11 protein-coding genes are annotated in these 15,758 nt (G+C 41.4%); 3 read left to right on the top strand and 8 right to left on the bottom strand.

Annotated elements, in window-relative coordinates; genetic code table 11:
* Positions 1 to 17 precede the first annotated feature (17 nt).
* From CIK86_RS13385 to CIK86_RS13400, 4 genes are all read right to left on the bottom strand, one after another.
* Complete coding sequence (locus CIK86_RS13385) at positions 18 to 1,469, bottom strand: TrkH family potassium uptake protein (RefSeq protein WP_086996444.1); 1,452 nt, start codon at positions 1,467 to 1,469, stop codon at positions 18 to 20.
* A 49-nt stretch (positions 1,470 to 1,518) separates the two neighbouring features.
* Positions 1,519 to 2,133 carry a YigZ family protein gene (locus CIK86_RS13390; protein ID WP_041454304.1) on the bottom strand — a complete coding sequence of 205 codons (615 nt, stop codon included), beginning with the start codon at positions 2,131 to 2,133 and terminating at the stop codon, positions 1,519 to 1,521.
* A gap of 78 nt (positions 2,134 to 2,211) precedes the next feature.
* Positions 2,212 to 3,534 (bottom strand): Xaa-Pro dipeptidase, encoded by a 1,323-nt coding sequence (gene pepQ, locus CIK86_RS13395; protein WP_086996447.1) that lies wholly within the window; start codon positions 3,532 to 3,534, stop codon positions 2,212 to 2,214.
* 119 nt (positions 3,535 to 3,653) lie between these two features.
* A complete protein-coding gene (locus tag CIK86_RS13400; RefSeq protein ID WP_086996450.1) occupies positions 3,654 to 5,540 on the bottom strand; it encodes a transglycosylase SLT domain-containing protein in 1,887 nt (628 codons plus the stop codon).
* Positions 5,541 to 5,732: 192 nt separating this feature from the next.
* Here CIK86_RS13400 and fadB point away from each other — a divergent pair, with 192 nt between their 5' ends.
* The 3 genes from fadB (at position 5,733) to tusA (ending at position 9,615) form a co-directional block, all read left to right on the top strand.
* Positions 5,733 to 7,892 carry a fatty acid oxidation complex subunit alpha FadB gene (fadB, locus tag CIK86_RS13405; protein ID WP_086996453.1) on the top strand — a complete coding sequence of 720 codons (2,160 nt, stop codon included), beginning with the start codon at positions 5,733 to 5,735 and terminating at the stop codon, positions 7,890 to 7,892.
* A 4-nt stretch (positions 7,893 to 7,896) separates the two neighbouring features.
* Positions 7,897 to 9,066 carry an acetyl-CoA C-acyltransferase FadA gene (gene fadA / locus CIK86_RS13410; protein ID WP_086996456.1) on the top strand — a complete coding sequence of 390 codons (1,170 nt, stop codon included), beginning with the start codon at positions 7,897 to 7,899 and terminating at the stop codon, positions 9,064 to 9,066.
* A 309-nt stretch (positions 9,067 to 9,375) separates the two neighbouring features.
* On the top strand, positions 9,376 to 9,615 hold the full coding sequence (gene tusA / locus CIK86_RS13415) for a sulfurtransferase TusA (RefSeq protein ID WP_086996459.1): 240 nt from the start codon (positions 9,376 to 9,378) through the stop codon (positions 9,613 to 9,615).
* 48 nt (positions 9,616 to 9,663) lie between these two features.
* Here the strand turns inward: tusA and CIK86_RS13420 are convergent, their stop codons facing one another.
* The 4 genes from CIK86_RS13420 to gyrB form a co-directional block, all read right to left on the bottom strand.
* Positions 9,664 to 10,116, bottom strand: coding sequence for a hypothetical protein (locus CIK86_RS13420; RefSeq protein WP_011326739.1), 453 nt, complete (start codon positions 10,114 to 10,116; stop codon positions 9,664 to 9,666).
* Positions 10,117 to 10,211: 95 nt separating this feature from the next.
* Positions 10,212 to 12,281, bottom strand: a complete 2,070-nt coding sequence (glyS, locus tag CIK86_RS13425) for a glycine--tRNA ligase subunit beta (protein ID WP_086996462.1) — start codon at positions 12,279 to 12,281, stop codon at positions 10,212 to 10,214.
* Positions 12,282 to 12,283: 2 nt separating this feature from the next.
* A complete protein-coding gene (gene glyQ, locus CIK86_RS13430; RefSeq protein WP_011326737.1) occupies positions 12,284 to 13,186 on the bottom strand; it encodes a glycine--tRNA ligase subunit alpha in 903 nt (300 codons plus the stop codon).
* A 140-nt stretch (positions 13,187 to 13,326) separates the two neighbouring features.
* Entirely contained in the window at positions 13,327 to 15,753 is a 2,427-nt protein-coding gene (gene gyrB, locus CIK86_RS13435) for a DNA topoisomerase (ATP-hydrolyzing) subunit B (protein WP_011326736.1), read from the bottom strand.
* Positions 15,754 to 15,758: the final 5 nt, after the last annotated feature.

A 15,758-nucleotide genomic window follows, 5' to 3' on the forward strand; every position in this document is an offset into this window, starting at 1 on the left:
ATAAACTAACAATTAAATTATCCGCGCCAAAATGTAGGCGTAAACAGCACTAATAAAGTAAATATTTCTAAACGGCCAAATACCATAGCAATGGTAAGCAACCATTTAGCACCATCACTAATAGACCCATAGTGCGATGCAACATCTCCTAAGCCCGGGCCAAGGTTATTTAAACACGCTGCAGTAGCAGAAAATGCTGTAATGTTATCCATACCGGTTCCCATCAGCGCTAGCATAATAATTATAAACACCAATGCGTACGCTGAGAAAAACCCCCATACAGCTTCTACTACTTTGTCTGGCAACGCTTTGCTGCCTAACTTGATAGAATATATAGCCCGAGGATGCACTAGCCTATTAAGCTCTCGCACGCCTTGTAAGTATAGTAAGAATACGCGCACCACTTTCATACCGCCACCGGTAGAGCCCGCACAGCCACCTATAAAGCTCGAAAATATAAGCAGTATTGGTAAAAATAATGGCCAAGCCGAAAAGTTATCGGTGGCAAATCCTGCCGTACTGCTAATTGAAACAGCATGAAATAGCGCTTGGTCGAGTGTTTCATCGCCATTGGCATACACTTCATGAGACGAAAGCACGGTAAAGCAAATAACCACCAGCGCTAACTGAATACATAAAAACACTTTAAACTCAGGGTCGCGAATATAAACACTGATATTTCTACTTGCTACCGCAGCGTAATGCAGTGAAAAGTTAATGGCTGCAATAATTAAAAAGAACACACAAATAAAGTTAATTACTGGGCTATCAAAATGCCCCATAGAGGCATCATAAGTAGAAAACCCACCAATGGCGACCGTTGAGAACGCATGGCTTATTGCGTCAAACCAATCCATACCTGCAATCCAATATGCCAAGGTACACGCAAGCGTAATTGACACATATATATACCAAAGGTGCTTTGCGGTGTCGGCAATTCGCGGGGTCACTTTAGAGTCTTTTACTGGCCCTGGTATTTCGGCGCGATATAGCTGCATACCACCGACCCCTAGCATAGGTAAAATAGCAACCGCCAATACAATGATCCCCATACCGCCAAACCACTGTAATTGTTGGCGATAAAATAATACCGATTTAGGCAGGTACTCTATACCGGTTAGCACCGTTGCTCCGGTGGTGGTTAACCCCGAAAACGCTTCAAATACCGCATCGGCCAATGATAGATTTGGCTCTTGTAAAAATATCAGCGGTAAGGATGCAAACGCGCCAAGTACCAACCAAAACAACACAACAATTAAAAACCCTTCCCGCGCTTTTAAATCGCCATCTTCGTGGCGGTTAGGGTAATAAGCCATTAAGCCAATAGTGACACTAAAAATAAAAGCCAAAACAAAAGGAACACCACCACCGTCTTTATAAATTAAAGACACGATTGCCGGAGGTACCATGGTAATACTAAACAGTGCAACAAGTTGCCCAAGGATTTTTATAATGGTACGAAATTGCATTTAGCGTATCGCTTTTATTATTAGTAAGTTTAACGAGTAAGATATTGTCTTACTCTTTAATGGTTAACTCAACCGCGCCGTGGCTTAAATCAAAAATATCTTTAATTGCTTGCGTCGCTTGGCGGCTATCAATAGTAATAACCCATTCAATATTAGCAGTAAATTGCTTATCGATGTTAAGCACTTGATACTTCGTTTTTAATAGTTGCTCAATAACGCCTTGCATACTGTATTCACTACTACCAATTAGCTCAATACTTGGCACTTTATTTATCGTTGATAAGTTAGCTAATGCATTATTTAATGTGCCTCCATAAGCACGTACTAAACCGCCTGTACCTAGCTTTATACCACCAAAATAACGCGTAACCACAGCGGTAACTTCACCAAGCCCTGAGCCCATAAGCACATTTAACATGGGTTTACCGGCGGTGCCATTTGGCTCACCATCATCTGAAAACCCATACACATGGCTTCCTCCTGGTTTACCCGCTACGTGAGCCCAGCAATTATGCCGTGCATCGGCATACTTAGTTTCAATACTTTTTATAAACGCTTTAGCTGAACTTAAATCTGGGGTATGTGCAATATGCACAATAAAGGTGCTTTTTTTAATCTCTTCTTGATGAAAAACATCTGCTGCTGGGTATTTATATTCTGACATTCGTTGATGAACCAAGTTATAAACCAAAAAATGGGGCCAACAGGCCCCTCTTTATAATACAGCTAGTCTAACGCGTGATTAATCTAGCGCTAAATTTCGTGTTATATTCTCAAGGCTATCTTCGTGTACTATGATGTTATCTTCAATACGAATACCACCATAAGGCTTAAACGACTCTACCTTTTGCCAATTAATAAACTGTTTATTATCGGTTTGTGCTAAATCGCCTAGCAAAGAGTCGATAAAGTATAGCCCAGGCTCAATAGTAAACACTTGGTTTTTTTCAATTATGCGAGTACAACGCAAAAATGGATGTCCCTCTGGAGCTGCTTGTTGTGCGCCCATTTCATCAGCCATAAAACCACCCATGTCGTGCACTTGTAAACCTAGGTGATGCCCTAAACCATGTGGGAAGAAGGTAGAGGTAATTTTACGTTCAACTATTTCCTCAGCCGGTAGCTTAACAATATCAAAGTCGCTAAGTATTTGTGCAACGCTATTGTGACACTCAACATGTAAATCACCATAAAGCATGCCGGGTTTTAACCCCGTACCTAACTCTATTTGCGCTGCAGTCATTGCTTGCACTAGCTCTGCAAATTCGCCTTGTTTTTTAAAGTCATACGTACGGGTAATATCTGCCGCATAGCCATTAAAATTAGCGCCTGCATCTATTAAAAATGAGTTGTGTTGCTGCGGTGCTTTTGCCTCAAAGTGCGTGTAGTGCAAAATGGCGCAGTTTTCGTTTAGCGCCACAATGTTGCCATAAGGCATTTCGTTTTCACTTTGGCGAGTTGCCATTAAGTAAGCTTGCTGAATATCAAACTCACTGCCACCATTAAAAAAGGTATCGCGGGCAGCTTTGTGGCCATCTACTGCAATACGGTTGGCGTTGCGTAAACATTCAAGCTCATATTGGGTTTTATAAGCGCGGTGGTAATGAAAGTAATTTAGTACCGGCTCAGGATTCATAACACTAAAGCCTAGTGCTTGTGCTACTTCTAAGTATTCGCCCACATAAGCGTAGTTAGCTTTGTCGTAGGGCAATAGCTTTTCAACCTGATCGGGCTGTAATAACAATTCAATGTCAAAATACTCAGCCCAAAAATCGCGCGGCTCATCTGGCACTTTATGCCAAAAATCAACCGGACGATAAAAAATAAGTTTAGGCTTGTCGCTACCATTTACCACAATCCAGCAATGTGGATTGTCTAGTACTGGTAACCAAGCTTTAAAGTGTGGATTAACTTTAAATGGATAATACATATCATCTAAAAACTGACGCTTAGCTTGGCCCGAGTGAATAACTAATCCCTCTAACCCTTCACGTTCACAAATTGTACGAGTACGTTGTTGCAGTGTTGCAATATGTTCGGCGTATAAAACGGCTAATTTATCCATAATAAACCCATCTGTTGTATTTAACTTGCTTTGAGTCTACCACACCCATAATCCATACCCAAAGCGCTCAAAATAAGGGGGAACATCTAACCTTATTAGCATCCCCTTACCTTTATTAATTATCCGCCCATTTTCATTTCGAGTAGCGGTGCCAGTATATTTCCCTCGCGGTGTAAACGCGTATGATAAACCTGCCTGTAGGCAAATACGTTTTTAACGTAATCGCGGGTTTCTCTATACGGGATCAATTCAATCCATAGCTCTGCAGGAATAGCTTCATCTGGTAACCAGCGTTTAATACGATGATACCCTGCGTTATATGAAGCCGTTGCCAATATTTCATTGCCGTGGTTTTTCTTTTTTAAATACTGCAAATAGCGCGTACCTAATCTTATATTTGTTTGTGGTTGATATAAGCGGCGGCTCGACACACTGCCTTTATTTACGTAATCGGCAGTACTGGGCAATAACTGCATTAACCCTCGCGCATTTGCTGATGAATGTGCATCGGGGGCAAATGAGCTTTCACGGCGCGCAATGGCAATACTCCACGCCACGTCTATTTTACTGCGCTTACTGTAGCGCTCAAATACATCTTGAAACGCAAACGGAAAACGCTGCTCTACGTTATCCCACGCTTTTATTTTTGCCAGTGTAAAAATAGTGCTGTCATGCCAACCCAGCTCTGTGGAGAGTATTGAAGCAGCTAACTTTTCTTCGTCACTCGAGGTGTTTGTTAGATAATTCCATTCGCGACGTGCCGAGGTAAAGCGCTCAAGCCCATAAAAAGCTTTCGCACGCTTGTAGCCCGGGGCATTTTTTACTTTATTAACAAGCGCCTGATCAACAACTAAAGGTTGGTTATTTAAATCAACCGGTAACCCTAATCGTGCCGCGGCTAAAAAACCATAATAATCGCGATTAGCTGCTACTGTTTTCCAAATAGCGTCTGCTTTTTGTTGCTCACCACGTTTTGCGTAGCTGTACGCTAACCAGTATTGCTGGCCAAGACTTAAGTTATCTTTACCAGTAAAAAAGGCTGCAATACCCTCCCAGTCTTGGGTTTTAAGCATATTACCGAGTTGCCACTGAATTAGTTTGCTGTCTTGGCGATCTTTTGGCACTTTGTTTAGCCAAAAGCTTGCTTGTTTATGTCCGCTGGAAGCAAGCGACAGTGCAAAGGTATAATACACATCTGCTTTAGCTGCATCGCTGTAAGTAAATATTTGCTCTAGCTTTTCCCATGCTTTTAAAGCAAGCTCTTTATCGCGCCAAATTAAACGCTTTACACCATAAAGAGCAATTTGCCCTTCTTTAACCGACTTATTTTTGTATCTGTATAATCCGGCTGCAGCACTTGGATCGCGGCGTACTTTTAAGTATAAATCAGCTAAGTAACCTTCATTACTGGGTAGTAATGTTTTTAAATAAGGTAATAGGCTTTGAGTACCGCCTTCTGCCGCCATAGTCACCCGCTGCCAAACAGCCTCTTTACTCATATAGCCTTTTTTACGCCATAACGAAAAAAGCCCATCGCACGCTTTAGGTTGCGACTTGCCTACCGTCCATAAATCAGTTACTTGGTTAAATATCGCTTTTTCTGGCGCACCTAAATCAAGTTGATAATCTAAATATGTACAAGTCAGTTCAGTATCAGAGGTTTTACGGTAATTGCGAATATACGCTGCTTTTTTATTATGCTTTTCTAAATAGCTTAACCATGCTTTACGCACTGGCCACTCTAGCGGCGTATGCTGATAAATAGTGAGGTAATCCTCTATTTCTGCTTGGTGTTTTATATCTGGATGTCGTTGCCAATATACTTTTTCAACATAAGGCTTTAATGGATGATCAAGATTACTTATAGCCATTTTAAAGTCTTGGTAATCACCATAGCGAACTTTTTTTTCAGCGTCTAAAAATGCATCGTTATCGATGTTTGCCTCAACGCAGTGAAGAGGGAAAATAAAAACCGCTGCCATAGCATTTAATAAATATTTTTTCATAATGCCTTCATAATAAAATTAAAATAATAAGCAAAAACTTTTGTTCCACCATAGCACCAAACAAGCTATATTTTAACCAACTGTTTTGTAACCAAGTTAAATTTTTCGTTGCATTTTTAATTCAAAGCAAGCACACTGATTAAATCGCAACTCATCGTACCAGTCTTAGTTCGTCAACTAGGGAGAATAATAATGTTATATAAAAGCGATTCCTTTGAAGTTAGCTTCATAAAGGAAAACATCGCCGAGTTTAAGTTTTGTGCTACAGGTTCTGTAAACACACTATCTCAGCAAACCCTTTCAGATTGCGCAACAGCATTAAAACAATTAGCTGCAAATACTGATATAAAAGGCATGATTTTTACCAGTGATAAAGAACACTTTATTATTGGTGCCGACGTATTCGAATTTTTACCTATATTTACTAGATCTGAAGCAGAACTAGTAACTTGGATAAAAGAAGCCACTGACGTTTTTGACGCTATCGAAGACTTACCATTCCCAACTCTAAGCGCTGTAAATGGCTTAGCACTTGGCGGTGGCTGTGAGTGGGTACTTGCTACCGATTATCGTGTAGCAAGCGAAACTGCACAAATGGGTCTTCCAGAAGTAACCCTTGGCATAATGCCTGGTTTTGGTGGCACAGTACGCTTACCGCGCATTATTGGTGCCGATAACGCCATGATGTGGATTACCTCAGGTTCTACTAACCGCGCAGCAGATGCCCTTAAAGTAGGTGCTTTTGACGCAGTAGTTAGTGCTGACAAACTTACAGAGTCAAGTGTATCAACACTTGAATTAGCAATTGCTGGCAAGCTCGATTGGCAAGCAAAACGCAATGTAAAGCTACAACCACTTAAATTAAATCGTGTTGAGCAAGGCATGAGCTTTGCAATGGCTGAAGGCATGGTAATGGCTAAAACTAAAGGCCACTATCCTGCACCTGTAATGGCTGTAAAAACCATTAAAGCAGCTGCTAACTGTACTCGTGATGAAGCAATGGCAATCGAAAATGCCAACTTTGCTAAATTAGCAGGCACGCCAGAAGTTGCCGCGCAAATTGGTATATTTCTAGCCGACCAGTACATTAAAGGTAAATCACGTAAACTTGCTAAGCAAAGCGATGTAGAAATTAAACAAGCTGCAGTGTTAGGTGCTGGTATTATGGGCGGCGGTATTGCATACCAGTCTGCTTATAAAGGTACACCTATTATAATGAAAGACATCCAACAGGATGCACTTGACTTAGGTATGGGCGAAGCCTCTAAGTTACTTGGCCAAAAAGTTAAACGTGGCCATATGTCGATGGAAAAAATGCTTGGTACGCTAAGCAAAATTAAACCGACCCTTAATGATTCTGATCTACAAAGTGCCGATATTATTGTTGAAGCCGTAGTAGAGAACCCTAAAGTTAAGCAAGCAGTACTTGCAGAGCTTGAGAAGACCATGCCAGAGGGCACGGTACTTACCTCAAACACTTCGACTATTTGTATTGATTTGCTAGCAGAAGCGTTAGATAAACCAGAAAACTTCTGTGGTATGCACTTTTTTAACCCAGTACCAAAAATGCCGTTAGTAGAAATTATCCGTGGTGCAAAAACCTCTGATAAAACCATTAACGCCGTAGTTGATTACGCGCTTAAATTAGGCAAGTCTCCTATTGTTGTTAACGATTGCCCTGGCTTTTTTGTAAACCGTGTTTTATTCCCTTACTTTGCAGGTTTTAGTAAATTAGTAGTTGAAGGTGCTAACTTTGCAAAAGTAGATAAAGTAATGGAAAACGTATTTGGCTGGCCTATGGGTCCGGCTTACTTACTTGATGTTGTAGGTATTGATACCGCTTTTCATTGTACTGGCGTAATGGCCGATGGTTTCCCTGAGCGCATGGCGCGTGCAGATAAAGACCCAGTGACTATTTTTGCTAACGAAAAGCGTTTTGGCCAAAAGAACAAAGCTGGTTTTTATAAGTACGAAACAGATCGTCGCGGTCGTCTTAAAAAATCGCATGACGAAACTGCAATTGAGCTGCTTAAGCCAATTACTGAAGCAGAAAAAGCATTCGATAAACAAGAAATCATTGACCGTTGTATGATCCCAATGCTTAACGAAGTACTACTTTGTTTACAAGAAGGCATTGTTGCATCACCACAAGAAGCTGATATGGCACTTGTTTACGGTGTTGGTTTCCCTCCATTTAGAGGCGGCGCGTTCCGTTACTTAGATCAAACCGGTTTAGCTAACTTTGTGGCAACTGCCGACAAATATGCTCACTTAGGTGCGATTTATCAAGTATCAGAGCAAACTCGTCAATGGGCCGAAGAAGGTCGTGTTTTCTATAAGGTGGAAGGTTAATATCATGAATAATCCAGTAATTGTAGATTGTATCCGCACACCTATGGGTCGTTCTAAAGGTGGCGTATTCAAAAATAAACGTGCCGAAGACTTAAGCGCACATTTAATGAAAGGCTTACTCGATCGCAACCCAGCAGTTGATCCAGCATCAATTGACGATATTTATTGGGGTTGTGTACAGCAAACATTAGAGCAAGGCTTTAACGTTGCACGTAACGCTGCATTACTTGCCGGTATTCCGCATAGCGTACCAGCAGTAACAGTTAACCGTTTATGTGGCTCGTCAATGCAAGCATTGCATGACGCAGCACGCGCAATAATGACTGGCGCTGGTGACACTTACCTAATTGGTGGTGTTGAGCACATGGGCCACGTACCTATGACTCACGGTAACGACTTTCACCCAGGTTTAGCAACAAGCATTGCACAAGCTGCTGGCTCTATGGGCTTAACAGCTGAATACCTAGCAACACTGCATGGCATTAGCCGTGAACAGCAAGATGAATTTGCGTACCGCTCACATCAACGTGCTCAAGCTGCAACTGTTGAGGGACGTTTTCGCCGCGAAATTTTAGCAATGGAAGGTCACGCAGCAGATGGTTCTCTTATCTTAGTTGAAGACGACGAAGTAATTCGTCCAGAAACAACGGTAGAAGGCCTATCAAAGCTGCGCCCAGTGTTTAATCCTGCATCGGGTACGGTAACAGCCGGAACTTCTTCTGCACTTTCTGACGGCGCATCTGCAATGTTAGTAATGAGCGAAGCAAAAGCAAAAGAACTTGGCTTACCAATTCGCGCACGCATTAAAGCAATGGCAGTAGCGGGTTGCGATCCATCAATCATGGGTTACGGCCCAGTACCAGCAAGCAAAAAAGCACTTACACAAGCAGGTATTACAATTGATGACTTAGGCGTAGTTGAGCTTAACGAAGCCTTTGCAGCACAATCATTACCTGTAATGAAAGATTTAGGGTTAATGGATGTAGTTGACGAAAAAGTGAATTTAAACGGCGGCGCAATCGCACTTGGACACCCACTAGGCTGTTCGGGTTCGCGTATTAGCACATCGCTTATTCACTTAATGGAAGACAAAAATGTACGATACGGTTTAGCAACTATGTGTATTGGTTTAGGCCAAGGCATTGCCACTGTATTTGAACGTGTTCAAGACTAATTAGTTTAAACATGTAAAACCATCTTGGTGATTAAAAAGGCGAACTGATTTTATGCAGTTCGCCTTTTTTTATTGGTTTATTTTTAGTTGTTTTATATGGTTAGATTAAAAAATCTGGAATACTGTGATCGGGTGTATTATTTGTTATTGCCACGCTCTATTGATTAAGTCCTTTAATTAAATAAGGTGTGTAACTTAGATATGAGTAAAATAGTTAAATAACGCTTTAAATTGCGCTAAACTCTACAACTTATAAAATGCAAAACCCTAATGTGCAGCAATCGCTTTAACTAAACAGGCAAATTTATTATGAGCTTTAATAACCCCGATCACCAATTAGATGCCATAGGCCTTCGCTGCCCAGAGCCAGTGATGATGGTACGCGCTGCTATTCGTAAAATGAATGATGGTGAAACGTTATTAATAACCGCTGATGACCCATCAACAACTCGCGACATTCCGAGCTTTTGTACGTTTATGGATCACACGCTGGTGGCTAAAGATGCAGAAGCAGCACCGTATAGATATGTAGTTAAGAAAGGGCTTTGAACTGGCGTAGGTTGGGTTTCGTTTCACTCAACCCAACCTACAGAAAATCTACTTCTTCGTTATCGTCACTTGTGGCTTGTCGTAATTACTGTAATCAATACTTACTATGTAGGTGCCTTTTATTGCGGGCGTATAGCTAAAGTAATTATAAATAGTATTACAGTCGGCAACTGCAGGTTGGCCTAGTGTTAGTTTTTGCCCTGCTGGCTGAGTATCGCTGTAGCCACAGTTGTAACCTTCACTAAAGTCGGCATCGGCAATTTTAAATTCGTATACTTTACCAGGCGTTGAAAATTTAACTTCTGCTTGATACAGCGATCGCGCTACTTGGGTAAATTGGTACTGTGGCTCTGCATCCCATAAGGTAAAGTCGCCCCTTAAATACACGGTACGATCTAATTTTTGTTGTGGTAATACATCATCAAGCGTTATTTGCGTAGAACAAGCAGTTAAAAAACTAACAAGTGCTAAGGTTAAAATACGTTTTATTGGGCTTTTCATTCGAGATCCTTACTTTATATATGCAGGTTAATAATACACCAAAATTAAAACTAAAAAGCCAGCAAAACGCTGGCTTTTTACATTATCGAATAATGTTATTTTTGTAGTACAGAAATGTCTGCAATACCTAAAAACAATCCGCTTAACTGGCTTAAAAGCGCCAAACGATTTTGCTTAACCGCTTCGTCGTCGGCCATAACCATCACGTTATCAAAAAAGCTATCAACACTTTGACGAATACCAGCCAATTGGCTTAATGCTTCTTGGTAATTACCACTGGCGTAAAGTGGTGCAAGTTCAGTAGCAAATTTTGCTACTTGTGCCGCAAGTACTTTTTCAGCGTCGTCGGTTAGTAAACTTTCATCTACATTACCTTCGCTGGTAATGTCATTTTTAGCAAGTATATTACTTACGCGCTTATTAGCGGCTGCAAGCGCTTCTGCTGCGTCTAATGTGCGAAAATGACTTACGGCTTTAACACGGCGATCAAAATCAACAGGTTTAGTTGGACGACGTGCAAGCACTGCTTGAATTACATCTACTTCTATACCTTCGTCTTGATACCATGCACGGAAACGCCCTAGCATAAACTCAAACACATCGGTTGATACATTAAGATTAGTTAGCTTATCGCCAAACAAGGTTTGCGATTTAGCAACTAGGTCTAAAATATCAAGCGGTAGCTCTTTTTCTACCATGATGCGCAATGCGCCAATAGCAGCACGGCGTAAAGCAAACGGGTCTTTGTCGCCTTTTGGCGCTTGGCCTATGCCAAAAATACCCACTAAGGTATCAAACTTATCGGCAATCGCTACTGCGCAACTAATTAAGTTGGTAGGTAAGCTGTCGCCTGCAAAGCGTGGCATATATTGCTCATTCTGCGCTAGTGCTACATCTTCAGCTTCGCCGTCAAAACGTGCGTAATGCATTCCCATAACACCTTGGATGTCGGTAAATTCCATCACCATTTCGGTCATTAAGTCAGTTTTACTCAATAAACCAGCACGTTGTGCTAGCTCTTTATCTGCACCAAGTTGCTGGGCAATATAACCGGCAAGCTCGCTAATACGCGCAGACTTGTCTTTAAGTGTACCTAACTGTTTTTGGAACAATACGCTATCGAGAGATTCTAAACGGCTTTCTAGTGTTTTCTTTTTATCGCTTTCAAAAAAGAATTGCGCATCGGCTAATCGAGGACGCACTACTTTTTCGTTACCCGAAATCACTACGCTAGGATCTTTACTTTCTATGTTAGACACAAACAAAAACTTATTTAAAAGTTTGCCGTTTTGATCTAAAAGCGGAAAGTATTTTTGATCGTCTTTCATCGTGTAAATAAGCGCTTCGGCCGGTACTGCCAAAAACTCTTCTTCAAATGTAGCCGTTAATGTTACTGGCCATTCTACCAGTGATGTTACTTCTTCAAGTAAATCTTCATCCATGGCTACAACCGCATTTATTGCTTTTGCTGCAGCTTCTATTTGCGCTCGAATTTGCGCTTTACGCTGCTCGTAATCGGCAATAACGTAGGCTGATTTTAAAACATCAAAAATATCATCAGCATGGTTAATGGTAATTTTTTCAGGATGATGAAAGCGATGTCCTTGAAGCTGATTACTTACCTGCTTACCCAGCACTTCACCTGTTACTAACTCATCACCCAATAAAATAGTTACCGTATGCACTGGACGAATAAATTGTGTTTTATTCGCGCCCCAACGCATTGGCTTAGGAATAGGTAATTTAGCCAGCGCTTTATTAATAACGTCAACCATCAGCGTTTTAGTTTCTTGCCCTGCTACTTTAGCAAGGTGCAGCAACCACGCGCCTTTGTCGGTTTCAAGTGTTTGCGCATCTTTTACTTCAATACCACAACCACGTGCCCAACCCATTGCAGCTTTAGTAGGATTGCCGTCTGCATCAAACGCTGCCTTAATTGCTGGGCCGCGTTTTTCTACTTCTTTATCTAGTTGTTTTGCATCAAGCGCTATTACGCGAAGGCCTAAACGACGTGGTGATGCATACCAGCTTACGCCTTGATGCGCTAATTCTAATGTCTCTAGTTCTGCAGTTAAGTTTGCAGCAAATGCTTCTGCTAATTTACGCAGCGCTTTTGGTGGCAACTCTTCGGTGCCAATTTCTACTAATAAGTTTTGTGCTGACATGCCTACTTATCCTTACACAGCGGGAAACCAAGCGCTTCACGTTTATCATAATAACTTTGTGCACACGCTTTTGATAAAGCACGAACGCGTAGTATGTAACGTTGGCGTTCGGTTACCGAAATTGCGTGGCGCGCGTCTAATAAGTTAAATGCATGCGATGCCTTCATTACTTGCTCATAAGCCGGTAACGGTAAGTTTGCTTCAATTAACTTTTGGCTCTCTGCTTCACATTTATCAAACTGAGCAAATAGATCTTCTACGTTGGCGTGCTCAAAGTTATAAGTAGATTGTTCTACTTCATTTTGATGAAACACATCGCCGTAAGTTACTCGCCCAAGCGGACCATCAGCCCAAACTAGGTCGTAAATACTGTCTACGCCCTGAATATACATGGCTAAACGCTCTAGGCCGTAAGTGATTTCGCCAGTTACCGGTGAGCACTCAATGCCGCCCACTTGTTGAAAGTAGGTAAACTGGGTTACTTCCATGCCGTTTAACCAAATTTCCCAACCTAGGCCCCACGCACCTAAGGTAGGTGATTCCCAGTTGTCTTCAACAAAGCGCACTTCGTCTGTTAAGGTATCTATGCCTACGGCCGCTAAAGAGCCTAAATAAAGCTCTTGAATATTATCTGGCGAAGGCTTTAGCACAACCTGAAACTGGTAATAATGCTGTAAGCGGTTTGGGTTTTCGCCGTAACGGCCATCGGTAGGTCGTCGACACGGTTGTACGTATGCACTCGACATTGGCTCTGGGCCAATCGATTTTAAAAATGTTTGCGGGTGGAATGTCCCAGCGCCCACTTCCATATCAAGTGGTTGAATAATAACGCAGCCTTGCTGCGCCCAATAATCCTGTAAAGCCAGGATCAAACCTTGAAAGGTTTTAACGTCATATTTTTGCATATTTGGCTTTTTACTATCTGAGAAGTAGCGTGAAAATTACCCTCAGTATACCTTGTGCACACGCAGGTTTTAAGCAGTTTGTGCAATTGAAAAAATAAAAAAGGAGCCATTGGCTCCTTTTTTGTGAGTAGTATTACTAATTATACGTCTAGGTTAACTACGCGTAGCGCGTTCTGTTCTATAAACTCGCGACGAGGTTCTACTTGGTCACCCATTAGCGTTGCAAATAACTGATCAGCAGCTACTGCATCTTCAACGGTTACTTGTAGCATACGACGTGCATCGGGATCCATTGTAGTTTCCCACAGCTGACTTGGGTTCATTTCGCCCAACCCTTTATAGCGCTGTATATAGAGGCCACGCTTAGATTCAGCAATTAGCCACTCTAAAGCATCCACAAAGTTATCAACAGGTTGTGTTTTCTCACCGCGTTGAATATAAGCGCCTTCAGTAATGATATTTGCAATGTTTACACCAGTAACAGCAATGCGCTGATAATCGCGTGAAGCTATAAAATCATAATGAAGTACGTGCGCTTTATCTACACCGTGCTGACGAATTTTCACTACTGGGTAGTATAAATTGCGCTCAGTATCGTGCTCTGTTGCAGCTTGGAAAATAGTAGCATCTTCATCACGATCAATTAAGTCATCAACTAATTCTTTAGTCCATGCTATTACTTTAGCTTCATCTGAAAGATCTTCTTTTTTCAGTTCACTTTGGTAAATAAGACGGTTCATTACAGTATTAGGAAACTTACGTTTTAGACGCTCAATTACCTTAACGGTATTTTGATAATCGTGAACAATTTTTTCTAGTGCTTCGCCTTCAATACCGCTTGCATCTGTACTGGTGTACAAAGTTGCATTATTTAAAGCAAGTGTTGTTAGGTATTCAACTAGTGCTGGATCATCTTTAATATAACGCTCTTGCTTACCTTTTTTCACTTTATAAAGTGGTGGTTGTGCAATATAAATATATCCGCGCTCAACAATTTCAGGCATTTGGCGATAAAAGAACGTAAGTAATAAGGTACGAATGTGCGAACCATCCACGTCAGCATCCGTCATGATAATGATACGGTGATAGCGCAGTTTTTCAGGATTATATTCATCACGACCAATACCACAACCTAATGCCGTAATGAGTGTTGCTACTTCTTGTGATGAAAGCATTTTATCAAAACGTGCTTTTTCTACGTTTAATATTTTACCTTTAAGCGGAAGAATAGCTTGGTTTTTACGGTTACGTCCCTGCTTGGCTGATCCGCCAGCAGAGTCTCCTTCCACTATGTATAGTTCTGATTGTGCTGGATCTTTTTCTTGGCAATCGGCTAACTTACCAGGTAAACCGGCTAAGTCCATTGCACCTTTACGACGTGTCATTTCACGTGCTTTACGTGCAGCTTCACGCGCACGTGACGCATCTATTATCTTACCTACAACAATTTTGGCATCTGTTGGGTGTTCTAATAAAAACTCAGTGAATTTTTCAGCCATTGCTTGTTCAACCGCAGACTTAACTTCGCTCGAAACTAGCTTGTCTTTAGTTTGTGATGAAAACTTAGGATCTGGTACTTTAACACTTACAACAGCAGTTAAGCCTTCACGAGCGTCATCACCCGTTGCATTACTGGTTGTTTTAGCTTTTTTGTTAAAGCCTTCTTTTTCCATATAGTTGTTAAGTGTACGTGTTAGCGCAGATCTAAAACCGGCTAAGTGAGTACCACCATCACGTTGTGGGATGTTATTTGTAAAACAGTATATGTTTTCTTGATAAGCATCATTCCACTGCATTGACACTTCAACAACAATACCATCTTCTTCACGCGTATGTGTAAAGTGGAATACACCTTTATGTATAGGTGTTTTATTACGGTTTAAATACTCTACAAACGCTCTGATGCCGCCTTCGTATTTAAAGTGATCACTTTTATTCTCTTCACGCTCATCATTTAAAATAATGCTTACGCCAGAGTTTAAAAATGAAAGCTCGCGTAAGCGCTTAGCTAAAATGTCGTAATGAAAATCTAAGTTAGTAAATGTTTGATCACTTGGCCAAAAACGTAACTCTGTACCAGTTGTGTCTGCGTCGCCAATTACGGCTAATGGCGCATCTGGTACACCATGAGAGTATGTTTGCTCATGAAGTTTACCTTCACGGCGAATTGTTAATTTAAGCTTTTCTGATAATGCGTTAACAACCGATACACCAACACCGTGTAAGCCACCTGAAACTTTATAAGAGTTATCATCAAACTTACCACCGGCATGCAGTACCGTCATGATTACTTCGGCTGCAGATACACCTTCTTCTTCATGAATTGAAGTTGGGATACCACGGCCGTTATCTCGTACAGATACCGAACCATCTAAGTGAATCGTTACAAAAATATCATCACAATGACCTGCTAAGGCTTCATCTATAGAGTTATCGACGACCTCAAACACCATATGGTGTAAGCCCGTGCCATCATCGGTGTCCCCTATATACATTCCAGGACGCTTTCTTACTGCGTCTAATCCTTTAAGTACTTTTATACTCGACGAGTCATAATTCTCAGACATGGTTA

The organism is Pseudoalteromonas sp. JB197, assembly GCF_002332205.1.
In the GTDB taxonomy this organism is placed as follows: domain Bacteria; phylum Pseudomonadota; class Gammaproteobacteria; order Enterobacterales; family Alteromonadaceae; genus Pseudoalteromonas; species Pseudoalteromonas nigrifaciens.

What these genes read in the sequence shown, in the direction of transcription:
- fadB (WP_086996453.1), top strand. Translation starts at nt 5,733, where the DNA reads ATGTTATATAAAAGCGATTCCTTTGAAGTTAGCTTCATAAAGGAAAAC.
- pepQ (WP_086996447.1), bottom strand. Translation starts at nt 3,534, where the DNA reads ATGGATAAATTAGCCGTTTTATACGCCGAACATATTGCAACACTGCAA.
- glyQ (WP_011326737.1), bottom strand. Translation starts at nt 13,186, where the DNA reads ATGCAAAAATATGACGTTAAAACCTTTCAAGGTTTGATCCTGGCTTTA.
- CIK86_RS13385 (WP_086996444.1), bottom strand. Translation starts at nt 1,469, where the DNA reads ATGCAATTTCGTACCATTATAAAAATCCTTGGGCAACTTGTTGCACTG.
- tusA (WP_086996459.1), top strand. Translation starts at nt 9,376, where the DNA reads ATGAGCTTTAATAACCCCGATCACCAATTAGATGCCATAGGCCTTCGC.
- CIK86_RS13400 (WP_086996450.1), bottom strand. Translation starts at nt 5,540, where the DNA reads ATGAAAAAATATTTATTAAATGCTATGGCAGCGGTTTTTATTTTCCCT.
- glyS (WP_086996462.1), bottom strand. Translation starts at nt 12,281, where the DNA reads ATGTCAGCACAAAACTTATTAGTAGAAATTGGCACCGAAGAGTTGCCA.
- CIK86_RS13390 (WP_041454304.1), bottom strand. Translation starts at nt 2,133, where the DNA reads ATGTCAGAATATAAATACCCAGCAGCAGATGTTTTTCATCAAGAAGAG.
- gyrB (WP_011326736.1), bottom strand. Translation starts at nt 15,753, where the DNA reads ATGTCTGAGAATTATGACTCGTCGAGTATAAAAGTACTTAAAGGATTA.
- CIK86_RS13420 (WP_011326739.1), bottom strand. Translation starts at nt 10,116, where the DNA reads ATGAAAAGCCCAATAAAACGTATTTTAACCTTAGCACTTGTTAGTTTT.
- fadA (WP_086996456.1), top strand. Translation starts at nt 7,897, where the DNA reads ATGAATAATCCAGTAATTGTAGATTGTATCCGCACACCTATGGGTCGT.